Annotated in this window: 16 protein-coding genes; 12 read left to right on the top strand and 4 right to left on the bottom strand. The window is 67.5% G+C overall.

The annotated features are described in order from the left end of the window. The first annotated feature begins 23 nt into the window (after positions 1-23). Positions 24-917 carry a J domain-containing protein gene (locus tag VJ162_RS02610; RefSeq protein ID WP_324662191.1) on the top strand — a complete coding sequence of 298 codons (894 nt, stop codon included), beginning with the start codon at positions 24-26 and terminating at the stop codon, positions 915-917. Here the strand turns inward: VJ162_RS02610 and menD are convergent. Both menD and VJ162_RS02600 read right to left on the bottom strand, forming a co-directional pair. Next, a complete protein-coding gene (menD, locus tag VJ162_RS02605) occupies positions 914-2,677 on the bottom strand; it encodes a 2-succinyl-5-enolpyruvyl-6-hydroxy-3-cyclohexene-1-carboxylic-acid synthase (RefSeq protein ID WP_324662190.1) in 1,764 nt (587 codons plus the stop codon). The genes VJ162_RS02610 and menD overlap by 4 nt on opposite strands. After that, positions 2,674-4,014, bottom strand: a complete 1,341-nt coding sequence (locus tag VJ162_RS02600; protein WP_324662189.1) for an isochorismate synthase — start codon at positions 4,012-4,014, stop codon at positions 2,674-2,676. The genes menD and VJ162_RS02600 overlap by 4 nt, the downstream gene beginning before the upstream one ends. A gap of 200 nt (positions 4,015-4,214) precedes the next feature. On the opposite strand from VJ162_RS02600, the gene VJ162_RS02595 reads away from it, so the two are divergent. Both VJ162_RS02595 and VJ162_RS02590 read left to right on the top strand, forming a co-directional pair. Then, a complete protein-coding gene (locus VJ162_RS02595; RefSeq protein WP_324662187.1) occupies positions 4,215-4,433 on the top strand; it encodes a ribbon-helix-helix domain-containing protein in 219 nt (72 codons plus the stop codon). 181 nt (positions 4,434-4,614) lie between these two features. Beyond that, the gene (locus VJ162_RS02590; RefSeq protein ID WP_220587408.1) at positions 4,615-4,896 is read left to right on the top strand and encodes a UPF0058 family protein; all 282 of its coding nucleotides are present in this window, start codon (positions 4,615-4,617) and stop codon (positions 4,894-4,896) included. A 42-nt stretch (positions 4,897-4,938) separates the two neighbouring features. On the opposite strand, the gene VJ162_RS02585 is transcribed toward VJ162_RS02590, so the two are convergent. Continuing rightward, on the bottom strand, positions 4,939-5,730 hold the full coding sequence (locus VJ162_RS02585; RefSeq protein ID WP_324662185.1) for an enoyl-CoA hydratase/isomerase family protein: 792 nt from the start codon (positions 5,728-5,730) through the stop codon (positions 4,939-4,941). 84 nt (positions 5,731-5,814) lie between these two features. On the opposite strand from VJ162_RS02585, the gene VJ162_RS02580 reads away from it, so the two are divergent. The 5 genes from VJ162_RS02580 to VJ162_RS02560 all read left to right on the top strand — a co-directional run bounded on the left by VJ162_RS02580 (position 5,815) and on the right by VJ162_RS02560 (position 11,132). Beyond that, on the top strand, positions 5,815-7,221 hold the full coding sequence (locus tag VJ162_RS02580) for a cryptochrome/photolyase family protein (RefSeq protein ID WP_324662184.1): 1,407 nt from the start codon (positions 5,815-5,817) through the stop codon (positions 7,219-7,221). A 246-nt stretch (positions 7,222-7,467) separates the two neighbouring features. Continuing rightward, complete coding sequence (locus VJ162_RS02575) at positions 7,468-9,126, top strand: histidine kinase N-terminal 7TM domain-containing protein (protein WP_324662964.1); 1,659 nt, start codon at positions 7,468-7,470, stop codon at positions 9,124-9,126. 150 nt (positions 9,127-9,276) lie between these two features. Beyond that, positions 9,277-9,888, top strand: a complete 612-nt coding sequence (gene sod, locus VJ162_RS02570) for a superoxide dismutase (RefSeq protein WP_324662183.1) — start codon at positions 9,277-9,279, stop codon at positions 9,886-9,888. Between the two features lie 123 nt (positions 9,889-10,011). Then, on the top strand, positions 10,012-10,281 hold the full coding sequence (locus tag VJ162_RS02565; RefSeq protein ID WP_324662181.1) for a DUF5827 family protein: 270 nt from the start codon (positions 10,012-10,014) through the stop codon (positions 10,279-10,281). Continuing rightward, a complete protein-coding gene (locus VJ162_RS02560; protein WP_324662179.1) occupies positions 10,278-11,132 on the top strand; it encodes an ATPase in 855 nt (284 codons plus the stop codon). Before VJ162_RS02565 ends, VJ162_RS02560 begins: the two co-directional genes overlap by 4 nt. Before the next feature lie 54 nt (positions 11,133-11,186). Here VJ162_RS02560 and VJ162_RS02555 read toward each other — a convergent pair whose 3' ends face one another. Further along, positions 11,187-11,762 carry an MBL fold metallo-hydrolase gene (locus VJ162_RS02555; RefSeq protein ID WP_324662178.1) on the bottom strand — a complete coding sequence of 192 codons (576 nt, stop codon included), beginning with the start codon at positions 11,760-11,762 and terminating at the stop codon, positions 11,187-11,189. 163 nt (positions 11,763-11,925) lie between these two features. On the opposite strand from VJ162_RS02555, the gene VJ162_RS02550 reads away from it, so the two are divergent. From VJ162_RS02550 to VJ162_RS02535, 4 genes are all read left to right on the top strand, one after another. After that, entirely contained in the window at positions 11,926-12,507 is a 582-nt protein-coding gene (locus VJ162_RS02550; RefSeq protein ID WP_324662177.1) for a HalX domain-containing protein, read from the top strand. A gap of 12 nt (positions 12,508-12,519) precedes the next feature. Beyond that, a complete protein-coding gene (locus VJ162_RS02545) occupies positions 12,520-13,179 on the top strand; it encodes an RAD55 family ATPase (RefSeq protein WP_324662175.1) in 660 nt (219 codons plus the stop codon). Between the two features lie 51 nt (positions 13,180-13,230). Then, positions 13,231-13,974: an FAD-dependent thymidylate synthase gene (gene thyX, locus VJ162_RS02540; RefSeq protein WP_324662174.1), complete on the top strand. Its 744-nt coding sequence runs from the start codon at positions 13,231-13,233 to the stop codon at positions 13,972-13,974. 93 nt (positions 13,975-14,067) lie between these two features. Continuing rightward, complete coding sequence (locus VJ162_RS02535) at positions 14,068-15,363, top strand: ABC transporter substrate-binding protein (protein ID WP_324662173.1); 1,296 nt, start codon at positions 14,068-14,070, stop codon at positions 15,361-15,363. Positions 15,364-15,396: the final 33 nt, after the last annotated feature.

Below are 15,396 nucleotides of genomic sequence, written 5' to 3'. Positions count from 1 at the left end.
ACTACGTACCAACGCGGCCCGCCATGACTGAGACGTTCTACGACGTGCTCGGCGTCGCCGAGGACGCGACGACCGACGAGATAGAGACCGCCTATCGGGAGCGCCTCAAGGAGACCCACCCCGACGTGAGCGACGACGACGATGCGGGTCGGGCCACGAAGGCGCTCATCGAGGCCCGCGACGTACTGGTCGACGACGAGGAGCGGGCCCGCTACGACCGGCTGGGCCACGACGCCTACGTCAGTGACGGGACGCCGTCAGCGAGCGGCGGGGACGCCGAGACGAATCAGGCGGACGCCGACAGCGAAAGAGCGACCGACAGGACCGGGACGGACGCGTCCGGGAGTGAGACTCGAAACCGCGCACGGCGGGAACGGCGGGCGAGGGAGCGGGTCAGAGAAGCGCGTCGGCGAGCACGCGAGGCGCGACAGCGACGCCGACAGGCCGCCCAGGGGGCCGGCGACGCCGCGGCGAGTACGGCCGACTCCGGTGTGGCGTCGGCGGGCGGCCGGCGAGCGGGGCCCACCGACGAGGCGAGCGCGACGAACACCTACAGCGTCCGCGAGGACGTGGGCACGCCGACGAGCCGCGGGCGGCTGTTACCCCAGGGACAGGAGCTGACCCTGCTCGGTATCTTCTTTGCGCTGTATCCGGTGTTGCTGTTCTCCGCGCTCCTGCCGGCGTTCCCGCTGTTTGTCAATCTCGTACTCGGGGCGTGTACGCTGTTGACCATAACGTATCTCCAGTCGATGCCCCGGGTCGCGCTGTTGCTCTTTGGCGGCTGGAGCGCTCTCAGCCTCGTGGGGCTGGCGGTGTTTGGCGTCGGCTACCTCTCGGTCGTCGGGCTCGCCGTCCTCGCCGGGACCGTGCTCCCCTTTGGCTTCTCGGTGCTGACGGCCGCCGCGCTGCGGTACTAGAGCGACTCGACGAGACGCTGCTGGAGGCTGTCTCGTCGCGCGTGGCTCGCGTCGGCGTCGAACGCAACCGAGAGCACCTGTGTCCCGTCGCTCCCGACGGAGTCTTCGAAGGCATCGACGAACGCCGAGCGGTCCGCGACGCGCTCGAAGTCGAGGCCATAGAGGTCGCCGGTCGGCTCGAAGTCGAGCCCGTGGGGCGTCCTGAACTGCTCCTCGAAGGTGTCGTGGCCGGCGATAGGCAGCATGTGGAAGATGCCGCCGCCGTCGTTGTCCACGAGGACGATGGTGGCGTCGACGCCACAGCGAGCGAGCGCGAGCAACCCGTTCATGTCGTGGTAATAGGCCAGGTCGCCGGTGACCAGGACGAGCGGGTCGTCGGTGGCGCTGCCCGCGCCCAGCGCCGTCGAGGTGATGCCGTCGATGCCGCTGGCGCCGCGGTTGCCAAGCACCGTGAGGTCGGCTTCGCGTGGCTCCCCGAAGCGGTCCAGGTCACGGACGGGCATGCTGTTGGAGACGAACAGCGTCGCCGGGTCGGGCGCCAGCCGCGCCACGTCCGCCAGCACGCCGCCCTCCCAGTAGTCGCCGGCGAGCGCCTCTGCGACCGTCTCCCGGTGGACACCCTCGGCGCGCCGGAACCGGTCGACCCATGCCGGGTCGGCCGGCTCGGCGACCCCCGCCGCGACACCCCGCGCCGTCGCGTCGGGGTCCGCCACCAGCAGGTCACTGGCAGTGAAAGTCGCCTCCGTCCAGCGACCGGCGGGGTCGACGACGAACTGCCGGCAGTCGGCGTCCCGAAGGAACTGACGGAGGGGCTTCGAGGTCGGCGAGGCACCGAAGCGGAGGACGACCTCCGGGTCGGACCAGTCGGCCACGGCGTCGGTCCCGAGGTAGGCGTCGTAGCCGCCGAAGACGGGAATCTCGTCGACGTGCGGGCCAAAGCGGAGGTCCGAGAGCGGGTCCGCGAGTACGGGGAACCCGGTCGCTTCGGCCAGCGCTTCGAGCGCATCGGGACCGAGCCCGCCGTCGGCTGGCCCCGCGACGACGAGCCCGCCGTCGGCGGCGTCGACGGCTGAACGGACCCGTGACAGGTCGCCCTCGTCGAGTTCGCCGGCGCCCTGGGCGGTCCTGACGAAGGGGCCGTCGCGGCCCTCGGCGGCGAGTCGGTCGCCGCCGGCCCAGTCCTCGGGCACGCCCTCGGGGTGGTCGTCGGGGACCTGGGTCGGCTCCAGTGGCTTCCGAAAGCGGCAGTTCAGATGGACCGGCCCGGGGTCGCTCCCGATAGTGTTAGCGAGCGCCCGCGCGACCGTGGTCCGCAGCATCCGCACCTTCCGCGCTTCGGCCTCGGGTTCGGGCATGTCGCGGTACCAGCGGACGGCGTCGCCGTACAGCTTCTCCTGGTCGATGGTCTGGTTCGCGCCCGAATCAGTGAGTTCCGGCGGCCGGTCCGCCGTCAACAGGAGCATCGGCACGCCGGACTGGCTGGCCTCGATGACCGCGGGGTGGAAGTTCGCCGCCGCGGTGCCGGAGGTACAGATCAGCGGCGTCGGCTCGCCGGTCCGCTTGGCCCGCCCCAGCGCGAAAAAGGCCGAGGAGCGCTCGTCCAGGTGCGAGTAGACGCGGAGGTCGGGGTGTTCGGCACAGGCCACGGTGAGAGGCGTCGAGCGGCTGCCCGGCGAGACACAGACGGCCTCGACACCGGCGGCAACCAGTTCCTCGACCAGCGTCTCGGCCCAGAGGGTGTTGACGTTCGGGTGGCTCATTCGAGTTCGTCGAGCATCGGCCGGTACTTCAGTTGCACTTCGTCCCACTCGCGGTCCGGGTCGCTGTCGGCGACGATACCCGCACCGGCAAACAGCGTCGCCGTTCGCTCCGTGGCCACCGCCGAGCGGATGCCGACGGCGAAGGTCCCGTTGCCGGCGGCGTCGACCCAGCCGATGGGCGCGGCGTACCAGCCGCGGTCGAACGCCTCTGTCTCCCGTATCGTGCGGAGCGCCTCGTCGGGCGGCAGACCGCCGACTGCGGGCGTGGGATGGAGCGCGTCCACGAGCGAGAGGACGTGTTCGTCGTCGGCCAGCTCGGCCGTTATCGAGGTCCGGAGGTGCTGGACCGTCGCCAGCCGGCGGACGGTCCGGTCGCCGATGCGGACCGACGCGGCGTAGGGGTCTAGCTGGTCGCGGACGGCCTCCGCGACGAGTTCGTGTTCGTGGATGTCCTTGGTGCTTTCGAGCAGCTCCGCGGCGAGCCACTCGTCTTCGGCGGGCGTGTCCCCGCGGCCGGTCGAGCCGGCCAGGGCCTCCGTCCGGACCGTACGACCCCGCAGCGAGACCAGCCGCTCGGGCGTCGCGCCGTAGAACGTGGCGCCCTCGGTCGGCGAGAACATGAACCGGTAGCAGTCCGGATACGTCTCGGCCAGCCGGGCGAACACGTCGGGCACCGACAGGTCGGACTGGAGGTGGACCCGCAGCGCCTGCGCGAGGACGACCTTCCGGAGCCGCCCCTCCTCGACGCTTTCGAGCGCCCGGCCGACCTGTTCCCGCCAGGCGGCCTGCGAGGGGGTGCGTTCCCGGGAGGCGATACCGGGTCTACGCTTTGCGTCGACCGCCGGCTCGTCGGCCAGTCGGTCTTTCCACGTGGCGAGTCGCGCCTCGGCGCGGTCTATGGCGTCCTCGCCGGCCGCCGCGGTCGTGAGCCAGCGGCACCCGTCGCGTTCGGTCACCTGCACTTCGGGCAGGAAGAAGGCGGCCCCGGGAAACTCGGTCCAGGGCGAGGCCTCGCCGTCGTGGTCGCCGTCGTGGAAGGCGAACCCGCCAAACAGCCGCGGGCGGGCCGCGCTCGGGAGGCCGCCCGGCGGCGTCTCACAGCTGTCAAACAGCGATTCGGTCGCCGCGCGCACGTCGTCAAAGCGCGACGACCCCTCGGCGGTCACGGTGGCGGCGGCCCCGGCGGCGGCGATAGATTCCGTCGGCGTCGACCAGCCAAAACGCGGCCGTCTGTCGGCCTCCAGGACGGTCCGGACCGCGCCCGGACCGAGCCGGCACCCGCGTGTGACGACCGTCGTCTCACCGACCGTCGAGTGCGCACCACGCAGTGGTTCCATCACATCGCCCTTAGGAGTGGTCCCCTTTGAGCCTGACTATACCCTCACCTCCGGCGACGCCGCGTGGCGGACAGAGTCGGCCCGTGGTAGTCGCGACCTTCCGTCAGCCCGGACCGGACAGGGGGACTTTACCGTGTAAACGGCCGCTGCCTACCCCCGCCAAGTTTAAATGTACCTTGCTCAAAGGACCCAACGTTGCGATGCCAAAGGTAGAGATCAACATCCCTGAGCACCTCGAAATGCAGATCGCTCAGCTGGTCGAGCAGGGCGAGTTCCTCAATCGCGAGGAGGCCATCGAGGACCTCCTGGCGACCGGTCTGAAGGCGTACAAGACCTCCGGACCGACGGACGACGACGAAGAACCGGGCTTCGAAGAAGAAGACGGTATGATGGGCCACGACGACGAGTACGTGTTCTGAAAACGGGGTAGCGAACGGTGCCGTTCGAAATCCCAGGGACCCGTTTCGCGATGGGCGCGAAACCGACGAGGAACGGGCCTGTGAACGGACTTCTTGGCCGCGAACAGTGCCCCGACGTGTCAGTCTGGTACACCGTCTCGGGCAATTCTTATACGGGTCCGACCGAATAATCTCCACAACAATGCACAAAGACGAGCTACTCGAATTACACGAACAGATGGTGACCATCATGGAGTTCTTCCGCGACGAGATGGACACCGTCGACCCGGGGCTGTTCGACCCCTACGGCGAGCTGGACGTGCGTCCGTCCGACGTCCACAAGTCGAAAAGCGAGCACAAACACGCCGTCTTCGTCCTCGGGAACGCACTGGCGACGGCGATGAGCGAAGACGAGTTCTCCGACGCCGGTCGGGTCGGCAAGCGGATGAAAGAGCTCGCCGAAGACGCCGAGAGCAAACTGTAGCCGGTCGATTCTCCCGTTCGTGACCCCAGCAGTGGCGACGCTTTACCGCCCAGAGAACTCCGGTTCCCGTTGTTCGAGGAACGCTGTCGTCCCTTCCGCGTGGTCGTCGGTGGTGGCGGCCAGCCCGTGAGCGGTCGCTTCACGCTCTATGGCCGCCTCGAACGTCGAGGCGGTGCCGCGGTCGATGAGCGCTTTGGCCTGTGAGAGTGCGACCGTCGGCCCCTCGGCGATAGTCGAGACGAGGTTCTCGACGCCCGCTTCGAAGGCGTCGCGCTCGAACAGCCGGGTGAAAACGCCCAGTTCGCGGGCGCTGTCGGCGTCGAGCAGTTCGCCGGTGAAGACGAGCTCCTTGGCCTTGTTCGGGCCGACGATGCGAGGGAGGAAATACGAGACGCCGGCGTCGACGGGGAGCCCGAGCCGCCGGGAGCCGAAGCCGATCTTGGCATCCGGGCTGGCCAGCTGGATATCACAGGCCAGGGCCAGCCCCGCGCCGGCCCCGAACGTGGGCCCGTCGACGGCCGCGACCACCGGCAGCCGGCAGTTGTGGCCCGCCGCGACGGCGTCGTTGATAGCCTCGACGGTCGCCACGCGCTCGGTCGGCGGCCGGTCGCTGTCGACGCCGTCGACCAGCGCGGCGACGTCGCCGCCGGCACAGAACGCCGACCCCGCCCCGCGGACGACGACACAGCGGGCGTCGCTGTCGGCGACGGCGTCGAACCGCTCGACGAGCCGTGTGGCCGTCGGTTCCGCCAGGGCGTTGCGCTCGTCCGGTCGGTTGAGCGTGATGGTGGCCACCCCGTCGTCGACTGTCAGCAGTACCGCGTCGTCGGTCATATCACGGCAGATTGCCCGCGTGACCAAAACGTTGCTGTCGACGTTGGGTACGCCTTTTTGAGTGCCGGGTCCCAGACACCCGGTATGTACGTACACTGGCACCGGCGGGACCTCCGGGCGGCGGACAACGCGGGACTGGCCCGCGCGGGCGCCGACGACCCCGTCCTCCCGGTGTTTGTCTTCGACGAGGACGTGCTCGCTCACGCCGGCCCGCCACGGGTGGCGTTCATGCTCGATGCGCTCGCACGACTCCGGGAGTGGTACCGCGAGCGCGACAGCGACCTGCTCGTGGTCCACGGCGACCCGCGGGAGGCCCTGCCCGCCCTGGCGACCGAGCACGGCGCCGACCGGGTGACGTGGAGCAAAGACTACTCGGGACTGGCCCGCGAGCGCGACGCCGCCGTCCGCCAAGCGCTGGACGACGCCGACGTGGCCCGGGAAGCTGTCCGGAACGCGGTCTGTCACGAGCCGGGCGAGATTACGACCAACGACGGCGACCCCTACAGCGTCTTCACGTACTTCGGTCGGAAGTGGCAGGACCGCGAGAAGGAGGCGCCATACGACCCGCCGGCGGCCGAGGCGCTCGTCGAGTTCGAGGACGACACCGACCTGCCGACGCTTGCCGACCTGGGGTTCGACGAACCCGAGGCCGACGTGCCACCGGCGGGAACCGCCCCGGCCCGCGAGCTGCTCGATGGGTTTCTCGACGACGGTATCTACCGCTATGACGACCGCCGGGACTACCCCGCCGACGAGTGTACCTCGCGGCTCTCGGCCCACCTGAAGTTCGGCACCATCGGCATCCGTGAAGTGTACGCGGAGACCGCACGGGCCCGAAGCGCCGTCGAGCCCGGCAGCGAGCGGGACGAGTCGGTCGCCGAGTTCCAGTCCCAACTGGCCTGGCGGGAGTTCTACACGCAGGTTCTCTTTGCCAACCCGAACGTCGTCACGGCGAATTACAAGTCCTACGAGCGCCCGATTCAGTGGAACGACGACCCCGAGGCCCTGCAGGCCTGGAAGGACGGCGAGACGGGCTATCCCATCGTCGACGCGGGGATGCGACAGCTCCGCGAGGAGGCGTTCATGCACAACCGCGTGCGGATGATCGTCGCCTCGTTCCTGACGAAGGACCTCCTCATCGACTGGCGGGAGGGGTACGACTGGTTCCGCCAGAAGCTGGTCGACCACGACACCGCAAACGACAACGGCGGCTGGCAGTGGGCCGCCTCGACGGGGACCGACGCCCAGCCCTATTTCCGCATCTTCAACCCGATGACCCAGGGCGAGCGTTACGACCCCGACGCCGAGTACATCAAGCGCTACGTCCCCGAACTCCGGGACGCCGGGGCCGAGATAATCCACGAGTGGCACGAGGCCTCCCTGACCCAGCGGCGGTCGGCGGCGCCGGAGTATCCGGACCCCATCGTCGACCACGGCCAGCGGCGGGAGGACGCTATCGAGATGTTCGAGGTAGCGAGGGGCGACGACTGAACGTATCTGAGGGAGTCGGCCCTCGGTACTGCAAGCGGGGAGCGACGACCCGCGAGCGCGGGCCGACGCTTGGGCGTCCCGTCGCCTCGAAACGGGGCGGCGACCAGTAAGTGACTGTGGAGCAGTCAGACGACACGGCACACGGGCGACCCCCTCGTGTCTCCGCCCATAGGGGTGTCGTCCGGACGGAACGCGTTGTGTTTAAGTAAACACATGTGAACGATACGCCAACTCGTGCAAGCAGTGATGCTCCTCGCGGCGCTCGCTGCCTCGATACTCCTCAGTGTGCTGGCCGCCACACTCGTCGCTCGCAACCTGGCGATGCCCGGGGCGAAGGCGCTGTTGGTCGGGCTCGTGGCGGAGCTCTGGTGGCTCGTCTGTTACGTGGGCCAGATATTCGCTCCGTCGCGCTCGGTGACAGTCACCTTCTCGCAACTGGAGTGGGTGGGTGGGACCGTGGTCCCGCTGGCCTGGGCGGTCTTCGTCGTCGAGTACACCGGTCGGGGCGAGCATCTCACGTGGCGCCGAGTGACGGGACTCGCTGTCATCCCGGTGGTCACCGCCGTCGCGGCGGGCGTGTCGTACGTGCCGACAGTACGCGAGCGCGTCGAAATCGCCACCATCGACAGCGCGACGGTGGCGACAGGCATCCCCGGCCCACTCTACCTGGTTCTGTCCGTCTACTCATGGCTGCTCGTCACGGGGAGTGCGATACTCCTCGTTGAGTTCATCCTCGACCGCCGGTCGCTGTACACGAAACAGGCAGCTGCACTGATCGGCGCCGGTGTCATCCCCCTCGTGGTGAGTATCGTCGACGTGCTGTGGTCGGTCGGACCCAGTGCGGTCAAACTGACGCCGATGACGTTCGCGCTGTCGAGCGGGCTGGCGACGCTCGCTATCGTGGAGTTCGACATATTCAGACAGGCGCCGGTGCCGAACCATCTGGCCAGCGAAACGGCAGTAGCGTCCACCGACGACCCGACGTTCGTCCTCGACAGGGGCGGCACCGTCGTCGACTGTAACGCCGCTGCGCTTTCGCTCGCGGACGGCGACCGGGAGACGCTGCTGGGGCGGTCGAGCGAGGCCGTCACCGGACTGGGCGTCGAGTCCGGTGGGACAGTCACCGTCGAAACGGACGGCGTCACGGACTACTACGACGTCCAGCGGACGCCGATCTACGGCGACGGCGACCACACGTTCGGCGCCGTGGTGACGCTGCGGGACGTGACCGAACGCCGCGAGCGCAAGCAGCGACTGGACACGCTCACCGACGTACTCCGGGCGACGATTCAAGAGGAGATGACGACGGTCCAGCGGGCGGTCGACGACGGCGACGAGGGAGTGACCGATATCGACACGGTGCGCGAACGCGTTGCCGCCGCGTTGGGTGTGAGCGACCGCGCCGGCGAGCTGGCGTCGATGGCCGAACCGGAAGCCGAACAGCCGGCCGACATCGTCCCGATAATCCACGAGGAGATCGACGCGGCCCGGGAGTGGTGCCCCGGAGTCTCGTTCGTCCTCGATGCGACGCTGGGCGAGTGGGCCTACTGCAGCGGCCTGTTCGAACCCGTCTTTCGCGTCTCGCTGCGTCACGCCGCCGAACGGTCCCTGCAGGAGGGGGCAGACCCCGTCGTCGGGATCTCGGTCAACGCCGGTCCGGCGGCCGTCACCGTCTCGGTCAGTGACAGCGGCCGGCCGCTGTCGGACCACGAACGGGCGGTGCTCCGCGGGGAGGCCCAGCCACGGCCGTCGGACCGGGCCGACATGAGCCGGTGGCTCGTCAACTGGGGCGTCCAACAGGCTGAGGGCACCATCCGAATCGGGACGGACGGAGAACACACCTCGCTCGAACTGACCTTCCCGCGGACGGACGCCAGTGACGGACAGGCTACCAGCTACTCCTGACACAACGGGTCCCCCTAGCCCGGCCAGTTTATTTCGAGAAGCGTCGCGACGGCTCCGCTCGCCGGGCCGAACTGTATGTGGTGTGGTATCATACGTCTTCTAAACGTTTAAAAGTCGTCCGCCCGACTGTTACTGTGTAGGTGATTTCATATGTCCGAACACTCAGAACCTGAACTGCCACCGCTCCCGTACGACTACGATGCCCTCGAACCACACATCTCCGAACAGGTGCTCACCTGGCACCACGACACCCACCATCAGGGGTACGTAAACGGGCTTCAGTCGGCCGAGGAGACGCTGGCCGAGAACCGCGAGTCGGGGGAGTTCGGTTCCTCCGCCGGCGCCCTGGGGAACGTCACCCACAACGGCAGTGGCCACTATCTCCACACGCTGTTCTGGGACAACATGGACCCCAACGGCGGCGGTGAGCCCGAGGGCGAACTCGCCGCTCGCATCGAGGAGGACTTCGGGTCCTACGAAGGCTGGAAAGGCGAGTTCGAGGCCGCCGCGTCCGCTGCCGGCGGCTGGGCGCTGCTCGTGTACGACCCGGTTGCAAAGCAGCTGCGCAACGTCGCGGTCGACAAACACGACCAGGGCGCTCTCTGGGGCTCGCACCCGATTCTGGCCCTCGACGTCTGGGAGCACTCGTACTACTACGACTACGGTCCGGCACGCGGCGACTTCATCGACGCCTTCTTCGAGGTCGTCGACTGGGACGAGGTCGCCGAGCAGTACCAGGCCGCGGTCAGCCACGTCGAGTAACTCCCGAACACGCACTTTTATCGCGCGCTACACGCCGATAGCGGCTGCACTGGCCTGTCGCACTGACAGTGAGCCGGCGGTAACTTCGAGGGCTTTACACGCTCGCTCGGCATACCGGCGGCCATGCCTGTCCCGAAAACCGAGTTCGACGACGTTCGTTCGTTCGACCTCTATGAACCCGAGGACGTGCTCGATTCCGACCTGCTGTACACGATTCCGGAGCTTGCGCGACTGCTCCAGGGGCTGTCGGCCGACGCCGAGCTGAGCGATTTCAATGAGTCGGTGTTCATCGACTGGGCCATCCCGTGGATGATATACAACCAGGACGAGCTGGTCTTTGCCGAGCCGGACGACGACGAGGTCGTCGGCCTCTACGGACTCGCCGAGACATGAAGCTGCTCGTGGCCGGCGGCGACCGGGTCGACGCCGGGAAGACAACCTTCTCCGTCGGCCTGCTCGCACACACCGGCGCCCGCGGGTTCAAGCCCCGGGCCGGCAACAACTACTGGTTCGACCACGACGACTACGAGAAAGCGACCACACAGGGGCGGCTCTACGGCAAGGACGCCCGCCGACTGGCCGCCGCCTCGCCGGGCGACACCTCGCCCGAGGCCATCAACGCCATCCACCGGCTCTGGCACCCGTCGCCCGGCCCCTCGAAGGGACTGCTCGGCCAGACGGCCAGGCAGTTCGTCGTCGACCGCGTCGGGGCGGGACGGAGTCCCGCAAGCAGTCGGCCGGAATCCCACGACAACGGCGTCGGCGAGTTCGTCGTCAACGGCACCGTCGACATCCCCGAGTCGGCGACCGAGCGGCTGCCGCTGGACGCGGCGCCGCGGGTCACCTCGCTGCCCGACTTCAACGACCTCATGGGCGCGATGCACGCCGAGGCGCTCGCCGACTTACGCGAGGAAGTCGTCGCGGCGGACCGGGCGGTCGTCGAGTCCTACGGCGACATCGCCCGCCCGCTTTCGGGGTTCGAACCCGACGCCGTCGCCGTCGTCGAGCCGGGCAGAGCGCGCTTTTACGACGGGCGCCGCTACGCGAAGGCCTGCGAGATAGCCGCCGGCGGCCCCGAGGAGGGCCAGCTCGAGGAGCGGGTCGAGAACGTCGTCGACCTCATCGACCGGGCCGGCGCGGTCCGCCTGCCGGCGCTCGATAGCGAGACTCGGGCCGACCCCGAGGCGGTCGCGGACGCTTACGACCACGCCTACGACGCGCTGCTGGCGACGGCCTTCGACTGAGGAGAGGCGCCCGGGGTCGCGTGTGGGACGGCTGGCCGATGTCTGTATCGCGGCTCAAAACCGGGCGGCCTGCCAGGCGAGTTCTATGTCGTGGTACGGCCGGTCATCGACGCTCGGCCCGTGACCGGTGTGCATCGCCCCGAGACCCTCGGGCACGGTGTCGAGGACGCGGTCGATGCTCTCGACCAGCCGGTCGCGGTCGCCCTCCTCTAGGTCCGTCCGACCGAAGCTCCCGTTGGCAAACACCAGGTCGCCCGCGAACAGCACGCTCGCGTCCGCGGAGTACAGACAGAGGTGATCGTCCTTGTGGCCCGGCGTGTGGAGCGCAGTGTACTCGTGGTCGCCCAGCCGGACGGTGTCGCCGTCGGCGAGCGCGTGGTCGATGCCGTCCTGGGTCGTGTCGTACCCCCAGACGTCGACGTCGAACGCCGCAGTGACGGCCGGCAGGTTCTCGACGTGGTCGTAGTGGGTGTGTGTCACGACGACGGCGTCGAGGTCGTCGACGTGTTCCCGGACAGCGGCCACGACATCGAACTCGTTGCCGACATCGACGAGGACGCGGCGCTCACCGGTGACCAAGAAAACGTTGCTGGTAAACGCGTCCGTCCGCCGTGCGAGGTTTCGAATCATAGGCGGGGTTCGAGCGGACCGATGATGTCGGTGTCGCTCCGGACCGTCGTGACGTGGATGGCTCGTATCTCGCGGGCCCACGTGTCAGAAGTACGGACAGTGTTTGACGGAACACCCACAGGGCTATGTAGGAGGATACAGAAATCCCCCAGTAAGGAATAGCATGTCTGAGTCGGACCCACCTGTCGTACTTATTGTGGAGGATGAACCGGACGTCGCGGAGACGTACAAACTGTGGCTGCAGGGTGAGTACGAGGTCCGAATGGGGCAAAACGGGGACGAAGGCCTCGAACTGCTCGATGAGAGCGTCGACGTGGTCCTGCTAGACCGGATGATGCCGGGGCTGTCGGGCGACGAAGTCCTCGGGAAGATCCGCGAGCGCGACCTGGGCTGTCGGGTGGCGATGGTCACCGCCGTCGAACCGGACTTCGATATCCTCGAGATGGGCTTTGACGCCTATCTCTCAAAGCCCATTCGCAGCGAACAGCTCCACGACACGGTGACGAACCTGCTGGAGCGGTCGGAGTACGACTCGCTGCTACAGGAGTACTACGCGCTCGTGGAGAAGCAGGCCACGCTGGAGGCGACAAAATCCAGCGCGGAACTGGCCGAGAGCGACCAGTATGCCGCGCTCACCGAGGAGATAGCCGAGATGCGCGAGGGACTAGACGACGCGCTTGGGGGGGTCGAGGACGACGACGACTTCATCGCGACACTGCGCGGACTGAGCAATGACGAAGAATAGGGGGTGAAAGCTATGTACGATCTATCATCCGTTCTCGATTTCGACGCACTGGCCGAGGTCAGAGACGGGTCCAGTATCCTCGTGTCTGGACCCGCGATGACCGGGAAAGAGCAGCTCGTCTACGACATCCTGGCGGACGGCGCGAGAGAGGGCGACGGCGCCGTGGTCGTCACCACGAGCGACAAGGCGGCAAGCGTCGTCGAGGAGTTTCGCGACCGCGTGCCGGAGCTCCAGGGGGCACAGCTGGGCGTCGTCGACTGCCGCGGCGAGGGCGGGTCCGACCCCGAGGTCATCGATGGGGTGTCGGTGCATCAGGTCTCCTCGCCGGGCGACCTGACCGGTATCGGTATCGGCATCACCAAAGCACTGGAGGGGCTACACGACTCCGGGCGCGAACGGGGCCGGCTGGCACTGGTTTCGCTGTCGACGATGCTGACCTACACCGACAAGAAGACCGTCTTCAAGTTCTGTCACGTGCTCTCCTCCCGGCTGGACGCCGCCGGCTACATCGGCGTGTTCACCATCGACTCGGGCGCACACGACCAACAGACCATCCAGGTGATAAAGCAGGCCTTCGACGGCCTCATCGACATCCGCGACGCCGACGGCGGCGGTCGCGAGGCCCGGGTGCTGGGGCTGGCCAACGAGCCGACCGACTGGCAGAAGCTATAGCCGGCGCGGCCGGAAGGGAGTATTTTTGACCCTCGGGCGTTCCCACCCCGTATGGACGTCACGCTGCTTGAAGCCACCGAGGACCCGGAGGAGCTAATCTGCAAGGCGGCTCGCAACGATTACAGCGCGGACTTCGTCGGCGGACAGTCGCTGGACGCGACGATGGAGACCGTCGACGGCGAGACGATAGACGAAAAGAAGGAGACGCTCATCGGCCACCTGCTGGAGCATGGCCACTTCGGCCCGTTCGAACACCCCCAGATTACGTTCGCCGTCGAGGGCGTCTCCCGGTCGTGTATGGCACAGATAACCCGCCATCGACACGTCTCCTTCGACGTCCAGTCGATGCGGTACGTCTCGTTCGACGACGTCGACCCCGCGGACGTCCGCGAGGGCGAGATGGTCGTTATTCCGCCGTCGGCGACGGACCCGGACTGGGTGGGTCGCAACCAGAAGAGCGGTCAGGTAGACGAGGAGACCGTCGAGGCGCGGGCCGAGATTTTCAGGGACACCATCGAGGACGCCGTCGAGTCCTATCAGGAGCTGCTTGACCTGGGTATGCCCCCCGAGGACGCTCGCTTCGTCCTGCCTATCGGGACGAAAGTGAACATGGTGATGTCGATGAACGTGCGGATGCTGATGCACGTCGCCGACATGCGTGCCGCCGCCGACGCCCAGTGGGAGATCCGCGGGCTGACCGAGGACCTGCTCGACATCGCCGCCGACTGGTGTCCCATCACCTTCGACCACTACGAGCGCGAGATGAAAAACCGGAAGAACCGGCTCGCCCCGTAGGAAGTGGCTACCCGCAAACTGGCGGGAGACCGGCTGTTCGTTACTGAATTACGGGCAACCTATTTTATGGATGCGCGATAAGCGGCTATCAGCATGGCAAGCGATACCAATAGACGGTCGTTCTTGAAGTATGCTGGCGCCGCAAGCCTCGTCGGACTCGCCGGCTGCTCGACCGAGCAGGCCGACGACGAGGGGAACAATGAGACCCCCGACGTCATGATGGTCGTTGGCTACCCACAGAGCGGCGTCCAGTTGTTCAAAGACTACTACGCCGATTACGGCGACGATACCGCCGATATCCTCGTCACGGACGGGTTACAGGACAACGACCTGCCGGGGAACGTCGGCAACGACATGTCGAACGTCCAGGGCTCGGCGCCGTCGGCGTCCGGGCCGGGCGTCGACTTCTTCGAGTCGCTGTTTACCGACGAGTTCGACTACGACAGCGCGGGCGTGTTCACCTCACAGGCCTACGACGCCTCCGCCGTCCAGATTCTGGCGAACCTCATGGCCGGCGAGAACGACGGGGCCTCGATTCGGGACCACATGCGGGTGGTCGCCAACCCCGGCGGGACGACGTACACGCCGTCCGAACTCCCGGAAGCCGCCGAAGCGGCCGCCGCGGGCGAAAACATCGAGTACGCAGGGGCTTCGAGCAGCGTCGACTTCGACGAGGCGGGCGATATCACGTCCGCTCAGTACCAGGTGTTCGGGTTCAACCAGGACGGCTACGAGACCCAAAGCAGCGTCGACTTTGGCGGCTCCAGCGATGTGCCCCAGCCCGAACCCGCCGGCAGCGGGAGCGGCGCCGACCGGACCGTCCGGCTCGGGGTGTTGCAGCCGGAGACCGGCGACCTCGGTTCGCTGGGGCAGCCGATTCGGGACGCGGCGCTGTTGCCGGCCAGACAGCTCGAAGGGAGTATCGACCAGTCCATCGACACCCAGACGGGCGACACCCAGTCGACGGCCGAGGCGGCCGTCAACGCGGCCAATTCGCTCGTGAGCGCGGGTTATCCCTCTATCACCGGCGCCGCCGGGTCCGAAGCGACGATTCAGGTCGCACGGAACGTCCTCGTAGACAACGAGGTGGTGGCCTGTTCGCCGGCCTCGACGTCGCCGACGATTACCGGCCTGGAGGACAACGACTTCGTCTTCCGCACGCCGCCAAGCGACGCTCTGCAGGGGCAGGTGCTGTCACAGATAGCCAACGAGGACCTCGAGGCCTCGACCGCGTCGACGCTGTATCTCAACAACAGCTACGGCCAGGCCTTACAGGAGAGCTTCGTCAGCGCGTTCGAGGAGGCCGGCGGCTCCGTCCTCCAGCAGGTCGGATTCGAGTCACAGCAGTCCTCCTACACCTCACAGATAAACAGCGCGCTCAACCAGTAGCCCCTCATACTGAGTATTGGAGGCTATTTCCGG

The sequence above is a fragment of the Haloarcula sediminis genome, assembly GCF_035656455.1.
GTDB lineage: Archaea > Halobacteriota > Halobacteria > Halobacteriales > Haloarculaceae > Haloarcula > Haloarcula sediminis.
This window is presented reverse-complemented; position numbering and strand designations above follow the sequence as displayed.

What these genes read in the sequence shown, in the direction of transcription:
- VJ162_RS02610 (WP_324662191.1), top strand. Translation starts at nt 24, where the DNA reads ATGACTGAGACGTTCTACGACGTGCTCGGCGTCGCCGAGGACGCGACG.
- menD (WP_324662190.1), bottom strand. Translation starts at nt 2,677, where the DNA reads ATGAGCCACCCGAACGTCAACACCCTCTGGGCCGAGACGCTGGTCGAG.
- VJ162_RS02600 (WP_324662189.1), bottom strand. Translation starts at nt 4,014, where the DNA reads ATGGAACCACTGCGTGGTGCGCACTCGACGGTCGGTGAGACGACGGTC.
- VJ162_RS02595 (WP_324662187.1), top strand. Translation starts at nt 4,215, where the DNA reads ATGCCAAAGGTAGAGATCAACATCCCTGAGCACCTCGAAATGCAGATC.
- VJ162_RS02590 (WP_220587408.1), top strand. Translation starts at nt 4,615, where the DNA reads ATGCACAAAGACGAGCTACTCGAATTACACGAACAGATGGTGACCATC.
- VJ162_RS02585 (WP_324662185.1), bottom strand. Translation starts at nt 5,730, where the DNA reads ATGACCGACGACGCGGTACTGCTGACAGTCGACGACGGGGTGGCCACC.
- VJ162_RS02580 (WP_324662184.1), top strand. Translation starts at nt 5,815, where the DNA reads ATGTACGTACACTGGCACCGGCGGGACCTCCGGGCGGCGGACAACGCG.
- VJ162_RS02575 (WP_324662964.1), top strand. Translation starts at nt 7,468, where the DNA reads ATGCTCCTCGCGGCGCTCGCTGCCTCGATACTCCTCAGTGTGCTGGCC.
- sod (WP_324662183.1), top strand. Translation starts at nt 9,277, where the DNA reads ATGTCCGAACACTCAGAACCTGAACTGCCACCGCTCCCGTACGACTAC.
- VJ162_RS02565 (WP_324662181.1), top strand. Translation starts at nt 10,012, where the DNA reads ATGCCTGTCCCGAAAACCGAGTTCGACGACGTTCGTTCGTTCGACCTC.
- VJ162_RS02560 (WP_324662179.1), top strand. Translation starts at nt 10,278, where the DNA reads ATGAAGCTGCTCGTGGCCGGCGGCGACCGGGTCGACGCCGGGAAGACA.
- VJ162_RS02555 (WP_324662178.1), bottom strand. Translation starts at nt 11,762, where the DNA reads ATGATTCGAAACCTCGCACGGCGGACGGACGCGTTTACCAGCAACGTT.
- VJ162_RS02550 (WP_324662177.1), top strand. Translation starts at nt 11,926, where the DNA reads ATGTCTGAGTCGGACCCACCTGTCGTACTTATTGTGGAGGATGAACCG.
- VJ162_RS02545 (WP_324662175.1), top strand. Translation starts at nt 12,520, where the DNA reads ATGTACGATCTATCATCCGTTCTCGATTTCGACGCACTGGCCGAGGTC.
- thyX (WP_324662174.1), top strand. Translation starts at nt 13,231, where the DNA reads ATGGACGTCACGCTGCTTGAAGCCACCGAGGACCCGGAGGAGCTAATC.
- VJ162_RS02535 (WP_324662173.1), top strand. Translation starts at nt 14,068, where the DNA reads ATGGCAAGCGATACCAATAGACGGTCGTTCTTGAAGTATGCTGGCGCC.